Annotated in this window: 21 protein-coding genes, 1 tRNA gene and 1 riboswitch; of the genes, 18 read left to right on the top strand and 4 right to left on the bottom strand. The window is 45.0% G+C overall.

Annotation, left to right across the window (positions count from 1 at the left end; translation table 11 throughout):
* Nucleotide 1: 1 nt before the first annotated feature.
* Genes CSH93_RS04890 through CSH93_RS04870 form a run of 5 tightly spaced genes read left to right on the top strand, consistent with a single transcriptional unit; the run spans nt 2 to nt 4181 of the window.
* Complete coding sequence (locus CSH93_RS04890) at nt 2–1360, top strand: MotA/TolQ/ExbB proton channel family protein (RefSeq protein ID WP_100642060.1); 1359 nt, start codon at nt 2–4, stop codon at nt 1358–1360.
* A gap of 1 nt (nt 1361) precedes the next feature.
* On the top strand, nt 1362–1886 hold the full coding sequence (locus tag CSH93_RS04885; protein WP_100642059.1) for a MotA/TolQ/ExbB proton channel family protein: 525 nt from the start codon (nt 1362–1364) through the stop codon (nt 1884–1886).
* Between the two features lie 12 nt (nt 1887–1898).
* Nucleotides 1899–2297: an ExbD/TolR family protein gene (locus tag CSH93_RS04880; RefSeq protein ID WP_100642058.1), complete on the top strand. Its 399-nt coding sequence runs from the start codon at nt 1899–1901 to the stop codon at nt 2295–2297.
* Nucleotide 2298: 1 nt separating this feature from the next.
* The gene (locus CSH93_RS04875) at nt 2299–2910 is read left to right on the top strand and encodes an energy transducer TonB (RefSeq protein ID WP_100642057.1); all 612 of its coding nucleotides are present in this window, start codon (nt 2299–2301) and stop codon (nt 2908–2910) included.
* 2 nt (nt 2911–2912) lie between these two features.
* Entirely contained in the window at nt 2913–4181 is a 1269-nt protein-coding gene (locus CSH93_RS04870) for a tetratricopeptide repeat protein (protein ID WP_420807236.1), read from the top strand.
* A 72-nt stretch (nt 4182–4253) separates the two neighbouring features.
* Here CSH93_RS04870 and CSH93_RS04865 read toward each other — a convergent pair whose 3' ends face one another.
* Nucleotides 4254–6269 carry a GNAT family N-acetyltransferase gene (locus CSH93_RS04865; RefSeq protein ID WP_100642056.1) on the bottom strand — a complete coding sequence of 672 codons (2016 nt, stop codon included), beginning with the start codon at nt 6267–6269 and terminating at the stop codon, nt 4254–4256.
* A gap of 49 nt (nt 6270–6318) precedes the next feature.
* Between CSH93_RS04865 and CSH93_RS04860 the strand changes: the two genes are divergently transcribed.
* The 13 genes from CSH93_RS04860 to lysS all read left to right on the top strand — a co-directional run bounded on the left by CSH93_RS04860 (nt 6319) and on the right by lysS (nt 18896).
* Complete coding sequence (locus tag CSH93_RS04860) at nt 6319–6735, top strand: acyl-CoA thioesterase (protein ID WP_100642055.1); 417 nt, start codon at nt 6319–6321, stop codon at nt 6733–6735.
* A 138-nt stretch (nt 6736–6873) separates the two neighbouring features.
* Nucleotides 6874–6989: riboswitch (TPP riboswitch) on the top strand.
* 51 nt (nt 6990–7040) lie between these two features.
* Nucleotides 7041–9143: a TonB-dependent receptor gene (locus CSH93_RS04855; RefSeq protein WP_100642054.1), complete on the top strand. Its 2103-nt coding sequence runs from the start codon at nt 7041–7043 to the stop codon at nt 9141–9143.
* A gap of 20 nt (nt 9144–9163) precedes the next feature.
* Nucleotides 9164–9436, top strand: a complete 273-nt coding sequence (locus CSH93_RS04850) for a YkoF family thiamine/hydroxymethylpyrimidine-binding protein (RefSeq protein WP_100642053.1) — start codon at nt 9164–9166, stop codon at nt 9434–9436.
* Entirely contained in the window at nt 9426–10046 is a 621-nt protein-coding gene (gene pnuC / locus CSH93_RS04845; RefSeq protein ID WP_240615483.1) for a nicotinamide riboside transporter PnuC, read from the top strand. The genes CSH93_RS04850 and pnuC overlap by 11 nt, the downstream gene beginning before the upstream one ends.
* A 4-nt stretch (nt 10047–10050) precedes the next feature.
* A complete protein-coding gene (locus CSH93_RS04840) occupies nt 10051–10854 on the top strand; it encodes a phosphotransferase (RefSeq protein ID WP_100642052.1) in 804 nt (267 codons plus the stop codon).
* Between the two features lie 53 nt (nt 10855–10907).
* Nucleotides 10908–10984 (top strand) — tRNA-Trp (locus tag CSH93_RS04835).
* A 51-nt stretch (nt 10985–11035) separates the two neighbouring features.
* Nucleotides 11036–11359, top strand: coding sequence for a hypothetical protein (locus CSH93_RS04830; protein ID WP_100642051.1), 324 nt, complete (start codon nt 11036–11038; stop codon nt 11357–11359).
* Complete coding sequence (rimI, locus tag CSH93_RS04825; protein ID WP_100642050.1) at nt 11352–11810, top strand: ribosomal protein S18-alanine N-acetyltransferase; 459 nt, start codon at nt 11352–11354, stop codon at nt 11808–11810. Before CSH93_RS04830 ends, rimI begins: the two co-directional genes overlap by 8 nt.
* 298 nt (nt 11811–12108) lie before the next feature.
* Entirely contained in the window at nt 12109–13698 is a 1590-nt protein-coding gene (gene prfC, locus CSH93_RS04820; protein ID WP_100642049.1) for a peptide chain release factor 3, read from the top strand.
* A gap of 11 nt (nt 13699–13709) precedes the next feature.
* A complete protein-coding gene (gene argS / locus CSH93_RS04815) occupies nt 13710–15431 on the top strand; it encodes an arginine--tRNA ligase (RefSeq protein WP_100642048.1) in 1722 nt (573 codons plus the stop codon).
* A gap of 85 nt (nt 15432–15516) precedes the next feature.
* Nucleotides 15517–16089, top strand: coding sequence for an NADPH-dependent FMN reductase (locus CSH93_RS04810; protein ID WP_100642047.1), 573 nt, complete (start codon nt 15517–15519; stop codon nt 16087–16089).
* A 115-nt stretch (nt 16090–16204) separates the two neighbouring features.
* Nucleotides 16205–17303 (top strand): peptide chain release factor 2 gene (gene prfB / locus CSH93_RS04805; protein WP_100642046.1). Its coding sequence is split into 2 segments (ribosomal slippage): nt 16205–16279 and nt 16281–17303, totalling 1098 coding nucleotides; the frame shifts between segments, so codons are not numbered across the junction.
* 12 nt (nt 17304–17315) lie between these two features.
* Nucleotides 17316–18896: a lysine--tRNA ligase gene (gene lysS / locus CSH93_RS04800; RefSeq protein WP_420807235.1), complete on the top strand. Its 1581-nt coding sequence runs from the start codon at nt 17316–17318 to the stop codon at nt 18894–18896.
* Between the two features lie 25 nt (nt 18897–18921).
* Here the strand turns inward: lysS and CSH93_RS04795 are convergent, their stop codons facing one another.
* Genes CSH93_RS04795 through CSH93_RS04785 form a run of 3 tightly spaced genes read right to left on the bottom strand, consistent with a single transcriptional unit; the run spans nt 18922 to nt 21097 of the window.
* Nucleotides 18922–19839, bottom strand: a complete 918-nt coding sequence (locus CSH93_RS04795) for a ketopantoate reductase family protein (protein ID WP_100642045.1) — start codon at nt 19837–19839, stop codon at nt 18922–18924.
* Nucleotides 19839–20537, bottom strand: a complete 699-nt coding sequence (locus CSH93_RS04790; RefSeq protein ID WP_100642344.1) for a TIGR01621 family pseudouridine synthase — start codon at nt 20535–20537, stop codon at nt 19839–19841. The genes CSH93_RS04795 and CSH93_RS04790 overlap by 1 nt, the downstream gene beginning before the upstream one ends.
* A 17-nt stretch (nt 20538–20554) precedes the next feature.
* Nucleotides 20555–21097 (bottom strand): Hpt domain-containing protein, encoded by a 543-nt coding sequence (locus tag CSH93_RS04785; RefSeq protein WP_124748935.1) that lies wholly within the window; start codon nt 21095–21097, stop codon nt 20555–20557.
* Between the last annotated feature and the right edge of the window lie 53 nt (nt 21098–21150).

Below are 21150 nucleotides of genomic sequence, written 5' to 3'. Positions count from 1 at the left end.
AATGAATAAGATGATTAAAACATTACTGACAGCGGCAACTGTAACGGTATTGTCTGCTGGTGCTTATGCACAAGACGCTAAGTCTCTTCAACAATTGCTTGAAGAAGTGAAGCAAAATCGCGTTTCACAAGCGCGTATCAATGAACAACGTGAAGCTGAATTTCGTAGTGAACGTGCAGACAAGCAAGCTCTGCTGCGTCGTGCAGAAGCGGAATTGAAAGCTGAGCAAGATCGTGGTGATCGTTTACAAAAGCAATTTGCTGATAACGAAACGACACTAACGGAAAAAGAAATCGAGTTGGATAACGCAACTGGCACATTGGGTGAGATGTTCGGTGTTGTTCGTCAAGCATCATCTGAAGCTTATGGTCGTATCGCAACGTCTATCGTTAGTGCTCAGTTCCCAGGCCGTGACGAGTTCCTAGCTCGCATGTCTGAAGAGTCAAAAGGCCTTCCAAATATCGGTGAACTAGAAGATTTGTGGTTTGCACTACAAACTGAGATGACTGAGTCTGGTCAGGTTGCTCGCTTCACGACTGAAGTAATCAGTCTTGACGGCGGTACAACAACGCAAGAAGTTGTACGTGTAGGTACATTTAACCTTATCGGTGACGAAGGTTACTTAGTGTATGACGATGAAAATGACGCGGTTCAACCGCTTGGTCGTCAGCCAGACGGTTACCTAGTTGATTCTGCTGCAGAGCTACGTGGTGCACGTTCTGGTGTGGTTGCTTTCTATGCTGACCCATCACGCGGTCAAATCTTAGGCCTGTTGAAGCAAAAAGCAACGCTTGAAGAGCGTTACCATGCAGGTGGTGTAGTAGGTTACGTTATCACTGGTATGTTGGTTATCGGCTTGCTAATTGGTTTGTACAAACTTGTCACGCTTTCATTGGTTGCTGGCAAAATCAAAGCTCAGCTAAATAACCCAGAGAGCCCTTCAAGTGCTAACCCTCTAGGTCGCATCCTTGCGGTTTATCACGAGAACAAGAATGCTGATGCTGAAAACTTAGAACTTAAGTTAGATGAAGCAATTCTACGTGAATTGCCACGCATCGAATCAGGCATCAATATCATCAAGATTTTCTCAGCGATTGCACCATTACTAGGTCTACTAGGTACGGTTCTTGGTATGATTGCAACGTTCCAGACAATCACATTGTTCGGTACTGGTGACCCTCGTATGATGGCAGGTAGTATCTCGATGGCACTTGTAACAACTGCTCAAGGTATTATTGCAGCGTTACCATTGATTCTTACTCACAGCATCGTGGCGTCTCGCAGCAAAGGCATCGTACATATCTTAGACGAGCAAACTGCGGGCATCATTGCAACTCACGCAGAGACGGAGAAAGCTTAATATGCTTTACCTGATTGGATTATGGGAATCGGTCAGGGAGTTTATCGCTACTGGCGGTGACGTATTGTATTTCGTTGCCGCTGCGCTCTTTCTCATGTGGGCTTTGATGATTGAGCGCTACTGGTATTTGTCTGCTGTATTCCCGAAAGTTAAAAGCAAAATTATTGCTGATTGGGATGCACGCAAAGACACTACCTCTTGGTATGCGCATAGAATCCGTGATGCATGGATTTCACAAGCGTCAGACGCTTTAAACGCTAGGCTTTTGATTATTCGTACATTAGTCGCTATGTGTCCGTTAATCGGTCTACTTGGTACTGTTACGGGTATGATCACAGTGTTTGAAACGATGGCGACGCAAGGCACTAGCAACGCTCGTTTGATGGCTGCTGGTATATCAATGGCAACAATCCCAACAATGGCTGGAATGGTTGCGGCGTTATCTGGCTTGTTTGTCAGTTCTCGTCTAGAGGCTAAAGCTAAGATAGCCAGAGAAGGCTTAGTTGATAGTCTGCCGCATCACTAAAGAGAGATTGATATGGGTCGTAAAGTAAGAGAGCAAGAAGAGGAAGCAGCAATCGATATGACACCGATGCTCGACATCGTGTTTATCATGTTGATCTTCTTCATTGTGACAACGGTTTTCGTAAAAGAAGCCGGTATTGAAGTAAATAAGCCAGACGCTAGCCGCGCCATTCTGCATAAAAATGCAAACATTTTTATCGCAGTAACTGAAGACGGTGATGTTTGGTTGGATAAGCGCCAAGTTTCTGCTGACAGTGTTCGTGCGAACATTGAACGTTTGTTAACGGAACAGCCGACTGACTACGTAATCATTCAAGCTGATGTGAAAGCTAAGCACGGTCTTGTTGTTGAGATTATGGATGCGGTTAAGGCTGCAGGTGTTGACCGCGTATCAGTAGCAGCGAGGGGGTAAGATGGCTAGATTTATATTATCTCTAATATTCGGTGCTGCGGTTGCATTCGGTTTGTTTGTTGTAATGGCAAAGCTTATCGAAAACTCGGCAAGACCAGCAGATGAAGTACCGCCTGCGCCGATTATTGATATTGTAATGGCTGAACCGGATGAAGAGACGCAAACGCGTACTCGTAAGCCGCCTCCGCCTCCGCCGCCACCTCAGGAGCCGCCGAAGATTGAGCAGTCTGAGCCAGAGGTTGAAGAACCTAGTACAGATGGTTTTAGTCTAGTGGTGCCTGGCATAGATACTGGTGGTGTAGGTGTTGATATCGGTGGTGTAGGTGCAATGGCACGTGACGGTGAAGCTACACCAATCGTGCGTATTGATCCTAAATATCCGGTAGAAGCTGCCCGTGATGGCAGAGAAGGCTGGGTTAAACTTCAGTTTACAATTAACGAGGTAGGTGGTGTTGAAGATATCACCGTACTTGAAGCTGAGCCAAAGCGCTTGTTCGACAGAGAAGCGCGTAGAGCATTGGCAAAGTGGAAGTACAGACCAAAAATCGTTGATGGTAAACCTGTGAAGCAGTTTAACATGTTCGTTCAACTAGACTTTACACTGGAGCAATAATCATGATGAAGAAAATGTTTAATCGTTCAATCGTCGGGTCAGTGCTTGCAGGAACTTTCCTTCTATCTACTCAGGTAATGGCTCAGCAGTCTTTACCAATTGAGTGTCCAGGATATCAGAAGGGAAAAACACAACTAGTTGGTGAGCGTACAGGTAAGAAAGTGCAGCAGGCTTTTGAGTTCTATAATCAGGACTTAATGGATGAAGCGTTAGCTATTTTGTACGATATTGATCCTTCAGATGATTTTGATAAAGCATACGTAAACCGTTTTATTGGTAACTTGTTAGCTGCTCAAGAAGGTCAGGGCGTAAAAGCTCTAGATTATTTGAACAGTGCGGTAAAGACCCGTGTATTGAATGATCTTGAATATACGCAAACACTTAAATTATTAGGTGATTTGAGTATGCAAGAGAAGAAATACGGTGATGCCATTAGCTGGTATACCCAATGGATGGATATTACATGTAAACAAGATCCAGACGTTTATACACGTATCGCACAGGCTTATTACGAGAATGGTCAGTTAGACAAGATGATTGACCCTGCGGATAAAGCGATTGCGTTATACGATGAGCCAAATAAGAACCCACATGTTCTTAAATTGACGTCATACTATGAACGTAAATTGTATCCACAAACTGTAGAAGTTGCTGAAACACTTGTTAAGTTGTTTCCAGAAACTAAGCAATGGTGGACGCAATTAGGTTTCTTCTACATGCTGGTTGAAGACTATAAGCGTGCGTTATCGATTTTTGAAATTGCGCACGATCAAGGTTTCCTAACCAAATCATCGGAAGTTAAAGCGTTAGCACAGTTGTATGCAACGAATGATATTCCATTTAAATCCGCTCAGATCCAACAAAAGTATATTGAGCAAGGGTTGATTAAGCGTGATGCAGATAGTCTGGCGGCATTAGCCAACACATTGCACCAAGCGAAAGAATATCTCGATGCAGCTAAGTTTTACGGTCAAGCTGCTAGCTTGAGTTCTGATCCAGAGCATTTCCGTAAGCAAGGCGTATTGTTGCTAACCGCAGAACGCTATAAAGATGCGATAGTAGCGCTTAACAGTGCACTAGAGCGCGGTGCTGAAGGCGAAGGGCGTATCCATTTCTCATTGATGGAAGCAAACTTCTACACGGGCAATTTCCGTGAAGCGTATAAGCACGTTAAAGAAGCGAAAAAGGACAACTCAATCCGACGTAATGCGTTGGCGTGGGAACCTTATATTCGTGAGAAAGCGAAAAATAGAGGGATAAAATTATCCTAATAAAAAGCCCCTTTTAAGGGGCTTTTTTTATGGCTTCAGAACAACAGGTTGCTAGGTGTTATCGTTATAGTGTTACTTATAAGTAGTATCACGTAGCAGATGTTCAACTTCGTTTTGCAGCAATTGTTTAGTACTTTTTTTCCCAGATAATTTAAAAGTCTTAGTCAATTCACTTATTGGCGTGTCTTGGTTTTCAATCAACCATGTTAGCATCGGATATGTAGCGCTATTGCCTCTGCTGTTTGCAAATACTACAAGGCTATTTCTCGCAGTCTCTAGTGGACGGCTTCCTTTAATAAAATCCTTTACTTTGCGCTCATGCTGCATAGGGGTTAATGAATTGTTCAATTTCAAAAGATGCTTTGCAGTTCTTGAAATTGGGTAGGCAAATAACACGTTTACACTATTACTCGCCTTATTCGGCTTTTCGCCGGTAAACTGGATTTCGAACTCATTGTTGTGCCAAAAGTTCTCTACGGCAGGATCAGCGCCAAATATGGTCGTAATACCATCTATATTTTCATTTGTAGCATCTCGTTTTATGCGTTCCAATAGCCCCGATGCAATATGTTGGCGACGGTAGTGTTTATTCACGGCAATGCGATTGACCCGCCAAAAATGCAGCTTGCAAAAATCTGGTTCTGTCGAATGGTAGCTTAGAAGCTGCAATGACATATGGCCACGAGGGCGCCGACTTCCAGAAGCCACTTCTTGTGCGATTGATGCCAGTGAGTTATTGCCTTCTTCTATTACCAATGCGGTAGCTATTATTTGGTTATCAACGAACGCCACATAAATATGATTTTCTGTCGCGTCAAGCAGGCGTACAAGATCTTGTGGGGTTGTTTGATAGTGTGCTTCAGACAATAGTGTAAACACGCCTATTAAATCACTTGGCTTTTCAACTAAATGTGCAGGCGTAAGTTTTTGGTAAGCCACACCGTCAAGCACAGTCTGTTCGCTTTGAGTTTCACAAATTCCCCCGGATGAGACACAAAATACGAAAGAAAAAAGCTTTTCTAATGGATCGTTGGGAAACCAACGGATGGGTTGGCTTAGTTGGATGTGAGTATTAGCATCAAAGGTTTCCGATAGGTGGGGTACAAGTCGATGCACGAAACCCTGCCCAGTTCCTTCATATCCCTCTACCGTGGAGGTTATTAAGCAGGGCTTATCAGGTTTACATATCGCCATGATAAGTGGAATAGGGATAGATGCGGCCTCATCGATAACTAACAGATCATAGTCTTTAGGTTCAGCAACAAGCTCATCTGCCGCACAATACGTTAGATGATTAACGCCTGTAGTATTATCTGTTTGCGAGAAAATCGGCAGGACAGATTTTGCGCGAGATGATACGAGTAACACCTTTTTATCGCGTGTTAGAAACTGCTCAATTAACCATCCGCTTAACCAACTTTTGCCGCGCCCTCTCGGGGCTGTCAGGATGACACAATTCGGTGCCTCCTTTGAAAGCGTTTCTAATGATAAATGGGCGGCATCTTGTTGCTGAACATTGAGGAAAGGAGGCGAGCTTTCATTCGGTTTATTGTCAACTGGGTCTACAGGACACACAGGAAGTCGTGCCGCTCCCGAGTGTTGATCGAGCAAAGCCACGTGTTTATCAGCTGAAACGCACTCTTTGAACCATTGCGCGAAATAACTGTGGCGGCGAGAAACGCCATATGATGGCTCGCCTAACGCATTAAACTGGGCCGGCCACAACTGCATGGAGGGGCAAAGTACAATGAGAAGGCCTTGACGCTCAATAGTACCAGCTAACGCTAACAACGCATTCGCATCAATAAGAATACTCGTATTGATCACAATGGCACCGGTTTGTTGGCCCAACATTGAGCCGGCTTGTTTCACGGGCTCGGCCGGTAACCCAGAGCATCTCTCCCCAAACCAAAGCGCAGACGTTGAAGTTTTATATATCTGTTGAAATTGTTCGAGACAGTGCTCTGCAACGCTGTTTGTCCAGTCTTGTTCACCGCAAACCATCAAAAGTTGGCGATGGTTTAGTTGTTGGCTACGTGCAGTTAACCATTGTGTGATTTGTTTAACAGCATCTATCAGATCAATCATCTATACTAGGGGAGGTTGTTAATCTAGCTGCAAGTGTATAGGAAAATGTATGCGGTTTTTATCTCGTCGTTTAGTAATGCCAGGTGATCTGAATTATGCAGGCTCTTTATTTGGTGGTCGTGCATTAGAATGGATTGATGAAGAAGCTGCAATTTATGCCATTTGCCAGTTGGAAACAAATTGCTTGGTGACCAAACACATTGGTGAAATCAGTTTTGAGTCTCCTGCGTTGCAAGGGGATATCGTTGAATTTGGTTTAGCGACCAAATCAGTGGGGCGTACGTCTATAACGGTAACATGCTTGGTGCGAAACAAAGCGACTAAAAAGACTATATGCTTGGCCGATGATATTGTATTTGTTCAGGTCGACCCGAAAACCCGTATGCCTATCGCTCACGGCAAAACCGCGGAGCTGTTAGAAAAGCTCACCACTGACGAACTTAAAACATTAAACTTCTTGCCATAAAAATTCATTTTAGCAGTGGGCAACAATGACAACGCGTTAGGTCGTTACCATTTGGGTCTACGGCTTAACAGGCTCGTTTTTAAGCATTTGAGATAGCCGTAAAATTTCTTCCATGCTACACTCGCCGCGTGTTTCGAACACATAACCTAGGGGTGCCGCGTTATACCTTGGTATAGCAACGCTGAGATCCAATATAGGGAACCCTTATACCTGATCCGGATAATACCGGCGTAGGAATGGTAAAGCGCAAACTTTTACACCTGCCGTTAAAACCGGGTCTTTTCATGCAATAGCGAAGAGATCCTATGACATTTAAATTTTTATCATTCAGCGTTTCAAGCGCGCTGATACTCAGTCACTCAGTCATTGCGCCCGCTCTGGCACAAACTAACGATACCTTGGAACCGAACTCAAATGACATTGAGCGGATCATCGTTTCATCTGATTTTCGACAAGTAACACTGGATCAACTGTCTGCCAGTGCTTCCATATTGTCTGCAGCAAGGATTGAACAGCGGCAAGGGCAACATATTGATGCGCTGTTAGGCAGCATTCCCAATGTTAATTTCGCCAGCGGTGCTTCGCGCGGACGCTTTATCCAAATACGCGGTATAGGTGAACGCAGTCAGTTCAGTGAGCCATTAAACCCCTCGGTGAGCTTCACATTAGACGATATTGACCTAACCGGACTATTTGCATTAGCAACACCTTTTGACATCGCACAGCTAGAGGTTTTAAGAGGTCCGCAAGCGACTGAGTTTGGCATTGGCGCTTTGGCTGGCGCAATCAACATGCGAGGCACAGCTCCCGGAGGAGTAGTAGACAATCAATTGTTGTTGTCTTACGCAAGCCAACAAACATGGCGTGTGGGAATAGCCGCCGGAGGAGACTTGGGAAAGCAAACGGGGTACCGAGCTTCTTGGGTTGAGCAGCGTAGCGATGGCGATATCGTTAACACCTTCTTGAATCGAGATGATACCAATAATATCCATGAGCAAGCGGGAAGGTTAGCGTTCTCCTCGATGCTGAATGCAGCCAATGAACTAGTCGTGAACTATCGCTATTTCAACATAGACAATGGCTATGATGCGTTTTCATTGGATAATGATCGAAAGACACGCTCAGATGAACCCGGATTTGACCGCAATAAAACCCACGCATTTAGTGCACGGTTGACGACACAAATGGATTCGGCAGATGTGATCAGTATCCTGTCCGTAAGCGATAGTGATTTAGGTTACGGTTATGATGAGGATTGGACTTTTGATGGCTTCCATCCATATGGATATTCGTCATTTGATGCTTACTTCAGAGACGTATCGTCGAAACAAATAGAATTGCGTGCTGTGTCGAATAAACCTTGGCAAATTGCAGGTCTGGAAGTCGATTGGTTACTAGGCACTGTATATCGTGATCGAGAAGAGTCGCTGCTGCGAGACTATACCTATGCCGCGTCGGATTTTACCAGTGAATACTCTCCCAGTACTTTCGCACTGTATACTCGATTTGATACTCAACTAAGCTCTCGTATGGGGATGCAGTGGGGCCTAAGAGTAGAGCGCTCTTCGTTGCATTATTCAGACAATTCAGGCTTTAAAGATGATAGCAATGAAACCCTGTTGGGAGGCAAGTTTGCACTTAACTACGCCATTGCGGGTGGGCTGCTATATGGCAGTATTTCTCGCGGGTATAAAACAGCTGGGTTTAACCCTGACGAAAGAGTGTCAGAGAATGCTCGTTTGTATGAGCCAGAATATAACTGGAATTATGAAGTCGGTTTAAAGCGCAGTGTACTAGATGGCTCAGGAAACCTGCGTATCGCAATCTTCTATATGGACCGTGAAAATACTCAGATTGCTGATTTTGATACCCTTGAACGGGATAATGGCTCAACCGACTTTATCGACATTATTGCGAATGCTGATGTTGGTACCAATCAAGGTATCGAGTTTGAGAGTCAGTGGCAATTAAGTGATGCTTGGTCAGTGAATGTAAACCTTGGCTATTTAGAGGCAACATTTGAAGGTTATCAAACTAGCGATGGTGAATTTGTAAATAAGCAAAAACAAGCACAATCTCCGGAATGGAGTGCAAATGTGCTTAGTTCGTTAGCGATTACCAATAATGTGCAATGGCGCATCGAACTGGATATCAACGATGAGTACCGTTTTTCAGATGGACATGACGTCACTTCTCCCGGTTATGCGCTTGTCGACACATCTATTGAATGGCAAATAAACGAGTTTGATGTACAGTTTTGGGTGAAAAACCTGTTTGATCGAACCTACTATGTTCGCGGATTCGGCGGGTTCAGTAACGACCCACGCGACGGTTATGAAACCCCTGTACCGTACTATCAATTTGGGCAGCAACGACAATTCGGTGTGACGCTCAATTGGCAATTTTAGCTGTAGCGAAGGAATGACAAATGAAACTGTGTACTGTGGAAATATCGCTCTATCCTCTGATGGATGGTTATGTTGATGTGATCAAAACATTCATTGGGCGACTGCAAAATCACTCAACCCTAGAGCTGTCTACGTCAACCACAAGTACACAGGTTCGTGGTGATTACCGTACAGTGTTTGAAGTGTTAAGTCATGAAATAGAAGCTATCCATAACGAGGTAGGCCAGGCGATATTCGTGTGTAAGTTTTTAGCCGGAGACGACGTGAAACCGGGTCTTTATCATGAATCATGATGCCTTTCTCACGGCACTCGATGCATTAATTGAGCAAGTTGTCGTGATGCAGTGGCTTGAAGTCGTCGCGGTAGTGCTCGCGATTGCTTATGTACTGTTGGCTGCTAAGAAAAATATATGGTGTTGGCTGTGTGCCGGTATTAGTACTGCTCTCTATACCGTTATTTTCTGGGACGTTAATCTGCCGTTTCAAGTTGGCTTGAATGGGTATTACGTACTCATGGCTGTTGTGGGCTTTGTACGATGGAAAAAAGAGGAAGACAACTTTGAGCCTACGCGCCTAAGCTGGCAAGAAAATACAGCGATAGTGTTGGGGATCCTCCTCGTTACGTTGCTGGTTGCAAGCTATGTGTCCTCATTTTCATCAACGTCTTATGTTTATGTTGATGCCTTTGTAACCGTCGCTAGCGTTGTTACAACCCTAATGGTTGTTTTCAAAAAGCTTGATAATTGGGTGTATTGGGTGGTGATAAATGCCGTGTCTTGCTGGCTCTATTGGCAAGTAGGGCTGGTATTGACCAGTTTACTTTTCTTATTGTATGTCGGACTGGCAGTATATGGTTTGATACAATGGCTCACGCCCAAGACACGCCTTGCTACACAAGAATAAACATATGCTGACAATAGCTGATTTACCGTTATCGATGAGAGAATCCCTCGGAGTGGGCGATGAGGGGCAATTGCGTGTTATCAATGAATCACCCGTGAATGCAACATATTGTCTGTCCTCTGAAGATGAACGTTTTCTCGTTAAATGGTTTCATGCTGATGAAGCAACGGGGAGGGCCCGTCCTCTATTACTTGCGATGCAACGAAAAGTAGCCAAAGCTGGATTGGCACCCATGCCGCTGTATTTATCGCAAGAGCGAGGGTTATATGTTGAAGAATGGATATCGCCCTGCATTCAGCCTTTAACTTTGTTGCCTGATAACGCCAAAATGCAGCACTTAGCCAAGGCACTCTGTCTCACGCATGACCTTAAAATTACCACAAGCCTGAATGACTTACCCGCTCAGTGGGAGCACTATATGGCGGTTTCTGGTCCGGCGGAGAAATCGGGATTAGGGCGTCAGATACAAACGTTATTGCCGCTGTATGATCAGGCGATGGATGAAAAAGAGCACTTGGTGTTTTGCCACAATGACCTTTCGTTAAATCATATTGTGGATTATGAAACCCCAGTGTTGATTGATTGGGAATACGCTGCAACAGGGAATCGTTTTTTTGATATCGGTTCAGCAATCAAAATCAATCGCCTTAACACCATGCAGCAAGCGTTGTTGATAGAATGCTATGCCGATAACACTGGATTGTCGGTAGATTTAATCTCTGAGCGTTTACATAAGTATCAGCCGCTACTCAATTTTACCTATCAATTGTGGTACGCTGCGATTAAAGCGCACACAAATGCACGTTGAAAGTGAGTTTTTTCTTTACCTTTAATTAGGCATACGTATAATGCGTCCGCGCTAGGGGTGTAGTTCGAATTGGTAGAACAGCGGTCTCCAAAACCGATGGTTGGGGGTTCGAGTCCCTCCACCCCTGCCACTTTTCTCTGATACACTACGTTACTATTCACGTAGGAGTGTTTGCCAAAAAATGTCTAACCTTCATTCTCGAGAACGATACCAACAAGCTGTGCTTCAAGCCATGGGGATAACGGTTTGGCAAAGTAACACCGCTTCAACTGACGATAGCGCTGCAACACCGAAACAACCGATTCTGTCGCAACAATTGTTAGATGATATTGCCATTGCTCTGACGTATTTAAATGATTCATATGAAGGGAAAGTTCAAGAGAGCGACAGGGTTCACTCTGAGTTGGTGTTTGATGGCCAGAAAGTGGGCTTCCCTGACGGCGAGAGTAGCTTTACAGCAGACCTTAAAAAACAGCTGTGGGCGAAACTAACCGAACGTGGATAAATCCTTTTCACCTTTAATCGCGGATACGCCTGAATCGGACAGTGCATATTCTATTTGTCGCTTGTCTCATCCTGCCCCTTGGTCACGCAAAGTGTTTATGGACTGCATGACATCACCTTATTTTGCCTATGTGATGATACAAGAGGGTAAGGTATTGGGTTATTACATCGGTTTACTCGTTGCTGAAGAAGCTACATTGATGGACGTGGCAGTAGCAGAATCGAGCCGCAATCAAGGATTAGGACGTCTATTGGTCGAGCACTTTATACGCATGGCTGAGTCTAAGTCAGCATCAGAATCATGGCTAGAGGTGAGAGCATCGAATACACATGCGATTAGACTTTATGAATGCATGGGGTTTGAGACCATAACGGTTAGGAAGGATTACTATTCGGGAGCAACGCCTGAGTCGGCCAAAGAAGACGCGATCATTATGCGACGAATATCGTAATTCTACTTGGCAAGAAAAAGTCTGTTTTGACCACATAAACTTGGCATATTTGCCAGTTGCTAGTGGCAATGAATTGATTTTCCAAGAAGCGAGCCAAATTTAGGCAAAAAATGTGGATTACTTGGACATTGACCAAGACTTACGCACAAACCCTTGTATAATACGCACCACTCAAAATGCTCTAGTTGAAACAACGATTCAAATGTATGGCGGGATCTACGCTTTACGTTTTAAAAATGCAGAGCTAAAGGCTTAACGATAAAGCGCACTCGGCCGCGCATTGCAGGATATACGATACATGGCTAATGCCAAATTATTAAACGAAATTAACAAACGCAGAACCTTTGCGATTATTTCTCACCCCGATGCGGGTAAAACCACGATCACCGAAAAAGTATTGTTGTTCGGAAACGCACTGCAAACAGCGGGTACTGTAAAGGGTAAAAAGTCGGGCCAGCATGCTAAATCGGATTGGATGGAAATGGAAAAAGAGCGTGGTATTTCGGTTACCACCTCAGTTATGCAGTTTCCCTACGCGGAATGTTTAGTCAATTTGTTAGACACGCCAGGACACGAAGATTTCTCTGAAGATACCTACCGCACATTAACCGCGGTTGATTCATGTTTAATGGTGATTGACGCTGCGAAAGGTGTAGAAGATCGAACGCGCAAACTAATGGAAGTCACACGTTTGCGTGATACCCCTATTCTCACTTTTATGAACAAGTTGGACCGAGATATTCGCGACCCTATGGAGTTGCTCGATGAGGTAGAAACTGAGCTTGATATCTTGTGTGCACCGATCACATGGCCAATAGGGTGTGGTAAGTCATTTAAGGGCGTTTATCACTTACACCGTGACGAGACGATTTTGTATCAAACTGGGCAAGGCCACATGATACAGGAAGTACGTATCATTAAGGGCTTAGACAACCCCGAATTAGACACGGCTGTGGGCGATGATTTAGCTGCCCAACTACGCGATGAATTGGAGCTGGTGTTGGGCGCATCGAATGAGTTTGATCATGAGATGTTTATGCAGGGGCAATTAACACCTGTATTCTTTGGTACAGCCCTAGGTAACTTTGGCGTAGACCATATGCTTGATGGCCTTACCGCTTGGGCGCCAGCACCACAAAGTCGCGAAACGGATGCACGCGTGGTTGAAGCCACAGAAGAAAAATTCAGTGGGTTTGTATTTAAAATTCAAGCCAATATGGATCCGAAGCACCGCGACCGTATTGCGTTTTGCCGTATCGTGTCGGGAAAATACGAAAAAGGCATGAAAATGCGTCATACCCGTGTTGGTAAAGATATTCGTATATCGGATGCATTGACATTCTTAGCCGGAGACAGGGCGCTTCTGGAAGAGGCCTATGCCGGCGATATAATAGGTTTACACAACCACGGTTCTATTCGCATAGGCGATACGTTTACTGCTGGTGAAGATCACCGTTTCAAGGGGATCCCTAACTTCGCACCAGAACTGTTCAAGCGTATTCGCTTGAAAGATCCGCTCAAGCAAAAGCAACTTTTAAAAGGGCTAATCCAATTGTCGGAAGAAGGCGCTGTGCAGGTATTCAGACCATTGATCAATAACGATCTTATTGTGGGTGCCGTCGGTGTACTTCAGTTTGACGTCGTCGTCGCACGATTAAAATCGGAATACAATGTTGAAGCTATTTATGAATCCGTAAACGTGTCCACAGCACGTTGGGTATACAGTGACGATGAGAAGAAATTAGATGAGTTCAGGCGTAAGTCTGAAAGCAACCTTGCACTAGATGGCGGTGAAAACCTCGCTTACATCGCACCCACAATGGTGAATCTGTCACTTGCTCAGGAACGTCATCCTGACATTACATTTAAAACCACAAGAGAACATTAAGCTAGCCGATTATGAATTTACATGCGCTTATCACACAACGCTTTCAGCACGCCCTTGAGCAATTAGGTTTCGATAACTCTAAAGTCCCTTTGAGCCGAAGTACGCGTCCTGAATTTGGCGACTATCAATTTAATGGCGCCATGGCTTTGGCTAAATCTGAAAAGAAGAATCCGCGCGAAATTGCACAGCTTATTGTTGATGCGGTGGATATGCAGGGAATGGCGGATAAATTAGAAATCGCCGGCCCAGGCTTTATTAATATTCATCTTTCTGCTGAATTTCTAGCCAATTGGGCACAAGCGGCAGCGAATGACGCTCGCGTTACAGTATCGAAGCAAGAGTCTCAGACCGTGGTTGTTGATTATTCATCCCCAAACCTGGCGAAAGAGATGCACGTCGGTCATTTACGCAGCACGATTATCGGTGATGCGACGGTTAAAGTGCTTGAATTTCTGGGGCACAAAGTGGTCCGCCAAAATCACATGGGTGACTGGGGAACACAATTTGGGATGCTGCTGGCTCATTTGAGTGACCAACTAGCAACCAACACCGTTGCGGAAACTGCTCTCAGTGACTTAGAAGATTTTTATCGCGCGGCTAAAGTTCGTTTTGATGACGAAGATGGATTTGCAGACCGTGCGCGTGAATACGTGGTGAAGTTACAGAGTGGTGACGCTACCTGTATGGCTTTATGGCAACAGTTTATTGATGTATCCATTCAGCATAGTGAAGATGTTTACGCGTTATTAAATGTCAGTTTAACCCGTGGCGATGTTATGGGTGAAAGCGCGTATAACCCCGATCTTGCAGCAGTAGTAAGCGAATTAAAACAAGCGGGTATTGCGGTAGAAGATCAAGGCGCCCAAGTTGTGTTTTTACCTGAAATGGCTGACAAAGAAGGTAAGCCTGCTGTTTATATTATTCAAAAATCGGGTGGCGGTTACCTATACGCCACTACTGACTTAGCTGCGATTCGTTACCGCAATGGCAAGTTAAATGCTGACCGTACGTTGATATTTACTGATGCGCGACAGAGTCTGCATTTCAAACAGACCGAAATCGTAGCGCGTAAAGCCGGCTTTATTCGTGAAGATCAGCAATACGAGCATTGCCCCTTTGGCATGATGCTAGGTAAAGACGGCAAACCGTTCAAAACGCGCACAGGTGGCACCGTCAAGTTGTATGACTTGCTGACAGAATCAGTTGAACGCGCTTCTGCACTACTTGCAGAGCGAGCGGAAGGCCAAGCTGTTGACGCTGAATTAGCGCGAAAGATTGGTATTGGTGCGGTGAAGTATGCTGACTTGAGTAAAAATCGCACGACTGACTATGTATTTGATTGGGATCAGATGCTGAGTTTTGAGGGGAATACAGCACCGTATTTGCAATATGCTTATACGCGTATCCAAAGTATCTTCGACAAGCTGGAAGGGGACTTTGCGCCTGCTACGGTCAGTATTTCAGAACCAGAAGAAAAGGCACTTACAACAAAGTTGGCGCAATTTGAAGACGCGCTATTAGTGGTAGCTGAAGATGCCACGCCGCATGTGTTGTGTGCCTATTTATACGATCTTGCCAGCGGATTTATGCGCTTTTACGAAGCATGCCCAATACTCAAACCGGATATTAGCGAAGACGTACGTGAGAGCCGTTTAACCTTGGCTCATCTTACAGCATCGACGTTGCGCACAGGCCTTGATTTGTTGGGTATAGAAACAACTAATCGCATGTAACCGGTTAACGGATATTGCAGCACAACATACAAATTAACGTGGCGCTCCTCTAAGCGCCATAGTGAAATGACAAAGGATGAATTCAATGACAAAAATTCTGGCTTTTTCAGGTAGCGCTCGTAAGCAATCGTTTAACCAAGCCGTAGCAGCCGCTGCGGCAAAAGCAGCTGAAGCTGCGGGGGCAGAAGTCACGCTCATTAACTTGGCGGATTATCCTATGCCGCTGTTCAATGAAGATGAGGAAGCAGAGCAGGGCATGCCAGATAACGCTCAGGCGTTTAAAGAGCTATTGATGGCCCATGATGGGATTATTATCGTGTCGCCAGAATATAACTCTAGCTATCCAGCGTTACTCAAAAACGCTATCGATTGGGCGAGCCGTAAAGTCGGCGATGAAAAGCCGCTTGAGGCGTTTAAGGGCAAAAGTACGCTGATAATGGCAGCGTCAGCGGGTGCTCTAGGTGGTATGCGCGTGTTGGTAGCATTGCGCATGTTGCTAAGCAATATTGGCATGTATGTGTTGCCTGATCAAAAGGCCATCGGCAAAGTTGATACGCTAATTGATGAAAACGGCATTTTGTCTGATGAGAAAACCAATCAGCAAATTGCGCGCCTGGTGGGTAATTTGGTCACACACGCGAGCAAAATGAAAAACTAATTTGTAATACCGCCTTTCAGTCGCTGAATTTGCATAATCTATGCGAATTCAGCACTGTAAACTCACGGCCAAATTCGGTAGTATCCGCATTCATTTTTAGAAACTGAATTTGTGTATGTTTGAAGTCAATCCTATCCATACAGCCATAGACGATATCCAAGCACGTACAGAGTTGCTTAGGGGGTATCTTTGACTACGCTCACAAAGTTGAGCGCTTAGAAGAAGTCAACCGTGAACTGGAAAGCCCTGATGTTTGGAACGAGCCAGAGAGAGCTCAAGCATTGGGTAAAGAAAAAGTTGCGCTAGAGCAGGTTGTTGAAACCATCCAAATGTTATCCCAAGGCTGTGAAGACGTCTTAGGCTTGGTCGAATTAGCCGTGGAAGCGGAAGACGAAGAAACCTTCGAAGAAGCCAAGCAAGAGCTCTCGACCTTAACCGAAAAGCTAGAAGTACTTGAGTTCAGACGGATGTTTTCTGGTCCGAATGATGCGTGTGATTGTTACTTAGATATTCAATCAGGATCGGGTGGTACTGAAGCACAAGATTGGGCCAACATGTTACTTCGCATGTACTTGCGTTGGGGCGAAGAGCATGGCTTTAAAACTGAACTGATCGAAGTTTCTGATGGCGACGTCGCAGGTATTAAAAGCGCGACTATCCGCTTTGGTGGTGAATATGCATTTGGCTGGTTACGCACTGAAACCGGCGTGCATCGATTAGTGAGAAAGTCACCTTTTGATTCAGGGAATCGACGCCACACGTCATTCGCGTCAGCATTTATCTACCCTGAAATCAATGACGACATTGAAATTGACATCAACCCAGCAGATCTTCGCATCGATACTTATCGTGCCTCGGGAGCTGGTGGTCAGCACGTTAACCGTACTGACTCGGCGGTTCGTATTACGCACATTCCCACCAATATAGTGGTGCAATGTCAAAACGACCGTTCGCAACACAAAAATAAAGACCAAGCGTTTAAGCAGTTAAAAGCCAAGCTTTATGAATATGAGTTGCAAAAGCAAAATGCTGAAAAGCAAGCTATGGAAGACAATAAGTCAGATATCGGTTGGGGGAGTCAGATCCGCTCATACGTATTAGATGACTCAAGGATTAAAGATCTGCGCACTGGCGTAGAAACAAGAAATACCCAAGCAGTATTGGATGGTGGCCTTGATAAGTTCATCCAAGCTAGCCTGAAATCTGGACTTTAAACAGGATCCAAAATGACTGAACCAACTAATGCCGTGTCGCAAGAATCGCTCGAGGAAAACAAGTTAATTGCCGAGCGACGCGCCAAACTCGATACCATTCGCCAAAATTGCAGTGCGAATGGTTTTCCCAATACATTTCGTCGTGAACACTATGCTGAGCAGTTACAAGCTGAGTTCGGAGAGTTCGATAAAGAAACGTTAGCGGAAAAGAATACGCCTGTTAGCATTGCTGGGCGCATTATGGCAAAGCGCGGACCGTTTTTATTACTGCAAGATATGTCGGGGCGTATTCAGGCGTATGCCAGCAAAGATACTCAAAAAGATATCAAAGCGCGCTACGGTAGTTTAGATATTGGTGACATCATCGGCGTAAGTGGCCCACTGCACAAGTCCGGCAAGGGTGACTTGTATGTGGATATGCAACATTACGAACTGCTTACCAAAGCGTTACGTCCTTTACCTGAGAAGTTTCATGGCTTAGCCGATCAGGAAACTAAGTATCGTCAACGTTATGTTGATTTGATCACCAGTGAACAAACACGCAAGACATTTAAAGTCAGAAGTCAGGTGGTATCTGCGATCCGTCAATTCTTAGCCGAGCGAGATTTCCTAGAAGTTGAAACACCGATGCTGCAAGTAATACCGGGTGGCGCTACAGCTAAGCCGTTTGTCACGCATCATAACGCAATGGACATCAGTATGTTCTTGCGTATTGCTCCGGAGTTATATTTAAAGCGCTTGGTTGTTGGTGGTTTTGAGCGTGTGTTTGAAATAAACCGTAACTTCCGAAATGAAGGCTTATCAACGCGCCACAATCCAGAATTCACTATGTTGGAATTCTATCAAGCCTATGCCGATTACAATGACTTGATGGACCTAACAGAATCAATGCTGCGAGAAGTCGCGCAGCGCGTATTAGGCACTCACATCGTCACTAGCACAGTGAGAGATGCTGCAGGTGAAGTCGTATCGTCAACAGAATATGATTTTGCTAAACCTTTTGCCCGTTTAACCATGAACGATGCGATATTGCGTTATTGGCCGGAGCAACAGCTCGGAGCGATCACCGATACCTACAAGCAAGCGATCGAGCAGCCTGAGCATAATGTGGCTACGTTGCAAGAAATCGCCAAGAAGCTTCACATCAAAGAGCCGGAAGTTGAAGGCATTTGGGGCGCAGGTAAATACTTGTGTGAAATCTTCGAAGCCACCGCGGAAGAAAAACTCGACCAGCCTACGTTTATCACGGCTTATCCATGGGAAGTCTCTCCATTGGCACGCCGTAACGATGTTGACCCATTTGTGACAGATCGTTTCGAATTCTTCGTGGGTGGTCGCGAGATTGCTAATGGATTCTCAGAATTAAATGATCCTGAAGACCAAGCTGAGCGATTCCTGAAGCAAGTGTCTGAGAAAGATGCAGGTGATGATGAAGCGATGCATTTCGATGCGGATTACATTCGCGCGTTGGAACATGGTTTACCACCAACGGCGGGAGAGGGAATAGGTATCGATCGTTTGGTTATGTTGTTAACCGATAGCCCTACTATCAAAGATGTTATTTTGTTCCCACACATGAAACCAGAACAATAAAACGGTTTCCAGAGGATAGTTAGCGCTAATTCTGTCGGGAGAGACTTATCACCTTTTCCCACAGTGATTGATTAAGCGGGCATGAAATATGATGTTTCATGCCCGTTTTTATTATGTATCCATTAATGGCATCGATTTCTGTTTGCCGTTGATGTTGCACATCTTGTTGCATGGAAGAATAGTTGTTTCGTGTTGCTCTGGCGACAGCAGTGACTCGCTGAAGTAGTGCTTTAGGCTCTGCATCGAGTCCTTCCGCTAGCATGACGTTGGTAATTTCGAGCACGATAGGATAAATCTGTCCAAGTAACGGCTCATCTAACAGTTGACCGTTGTTCACATTGTGAATGGCAGTTAACGGGTTGATAACGGCATTTACTACCAGCTTTTCCCACAGCGCTTGTTCGATGTTTTGAGCCCATTGAGTATCACCCAGAATGTCGTTTATCCAAGATGAAATTTGGGCGCTTCGTTCTTTTGACATCGGCTGCCGAGAGCCGATAACCGTTCGGCCTAAACCTGTTTGCTCACAATGAGTAGGCGAGGGTTTATAGGCCGCTATGCTAGTTGTTCCAAGCAATATTTCAAATCGCTGGGCGTATTGCTCGAGAGCATCAGCGCTAACCATCCCATTGTGAAGTAGCAAAATACTAGAACCATCAGGCAGGCTGGCAGTGTATTGTTTTAGCGCGTCTAGCACATGGTAACTTTTGACCGGTACAATCAACAAAGTAGGTCGTTGAGACACAGACCAGCGATTAATCGAGGTCTCCAGTGCTTTAGGCTTTTCACCTAATAGAGCCACTGTATTGGTCGGTGTGCTGCGAACATGACGAGCAAGGTGTTCTATGCCTAATGATTCTCTCGCAGCATCCAGTCGCGCGGCTATAACGCTGGCGATGGCGCCATGCCCGACAATGTCCACACAGGGGAATAGAACACTCATTAACTTGCTATTGATAAAGGTAGTGGCCACGCTAATTGTTTCAAATCACCCACTTGATCTAGCATGTTGTGAAACCACGGAGCTTCGAAATACGAGCCTGTAGGGGCTGTATCGACAAAGGAATGTTGAACTCCTTCGTATTCGAAATCCAATCGAGCCGCGTGTAAATACATACGGTCAGCCGGTGTTTTAGCATAGCGCTCATCACCTACAATGGGTGAGCCAATGGAACTCATTGCAACGCGTAATTGATGAGTTTTGCCGGTTAATGGCTTGAGTACAAAAAGCCTAAGCCCGCTAATATTCGCAGCCGTAAGTGCGTAACTAAAAAACTGTGTATAGGCTGGGTTTTCCCTTGAACGCAATAGCGCGTAGTTGCCACGTCGCAGGTTTTTCATATCGCCTATAATGTGCCCCTGCTTTTTACTGGGTTTCTTGTTACTCAGCGCAATGTAGTATTTTTGCACCTGACGCTTTGCAAAGGCATCGCTTAAATATGCGGCAGCCTGTTTGTTCTTAGCGACGACCATTAGCCCTGACGTCTCGGTATCAAGCCGGTGAACTAGATAATGTTCTTGCACACCCAGTTCAACTAAACTTTGGCCGATACATAGCTCACCATCTTGGTAATGCATGCACATACCAACCGGTTTGCTAATGATCAGGAATGATTCGTGCTCAAAAATAATATTGAGCACTGATGAGGTTGCCTCAATCACTGCGGTAGAATCGATAAGGCTAAATCGTAGTCCAAATCATCAATCGCATCTTGAATGTTTTGTTTCTGTTCTTGTGATAATGAGGAGTCAGCAAGGCATTCTGTGACTTGCTCGTCACTGATAAAACGTTTTTCAACCAGTGCTTGTCGCAACGCTTCGGTACCTTCACTGCGAGTCGGCGCTTCTGTGCTAGCACTGCTGCCGTTGCAGTATGTATCGATGGCTGCAATAGTCTTAGTCAAGGCGGAGACAAGAGCATCAATATCCACATTGCTACCGTTGGCTTTAACGTCTTCATCAGTGTTTTTTGCAACAGAATGTAAATAATCCAGTCCTAAATTACCGCTTACGCCTTTAATCGTGTGAACATGGAGGTGCATCGCGTCATGGTTGTTTTGCTGCTTGAATTCAGCTAACGTCTGTCCGCTTTGTTGATATTCCTCAAAAAAACGCAATAGCAGCTTTTTGTACAGGGATTCATTATCGCTCAGCTGTTTCAATCCGAATTCTGTGTTGATAATGGCTAGCTCTGTACTCATAGTAACCCCTAGTGGCAATGGAATGATTTGAGTGTACTTGAATAATAGCACAG

Origin of the sequence: Neoalteromonas facilis, from assembly GCF_002807665.1 — a bacterium.
GTDB classification, from domain to species: Bacteria; Pseudomonadota; Gammaproteobacteria; order Enterobacterales; family Alteromonadaceae; genus Alteromonas_E; species Alteromonas_E facilis.
This window is presented reverse-complemented; position numbering and strand designations above follow the sequence as displayed.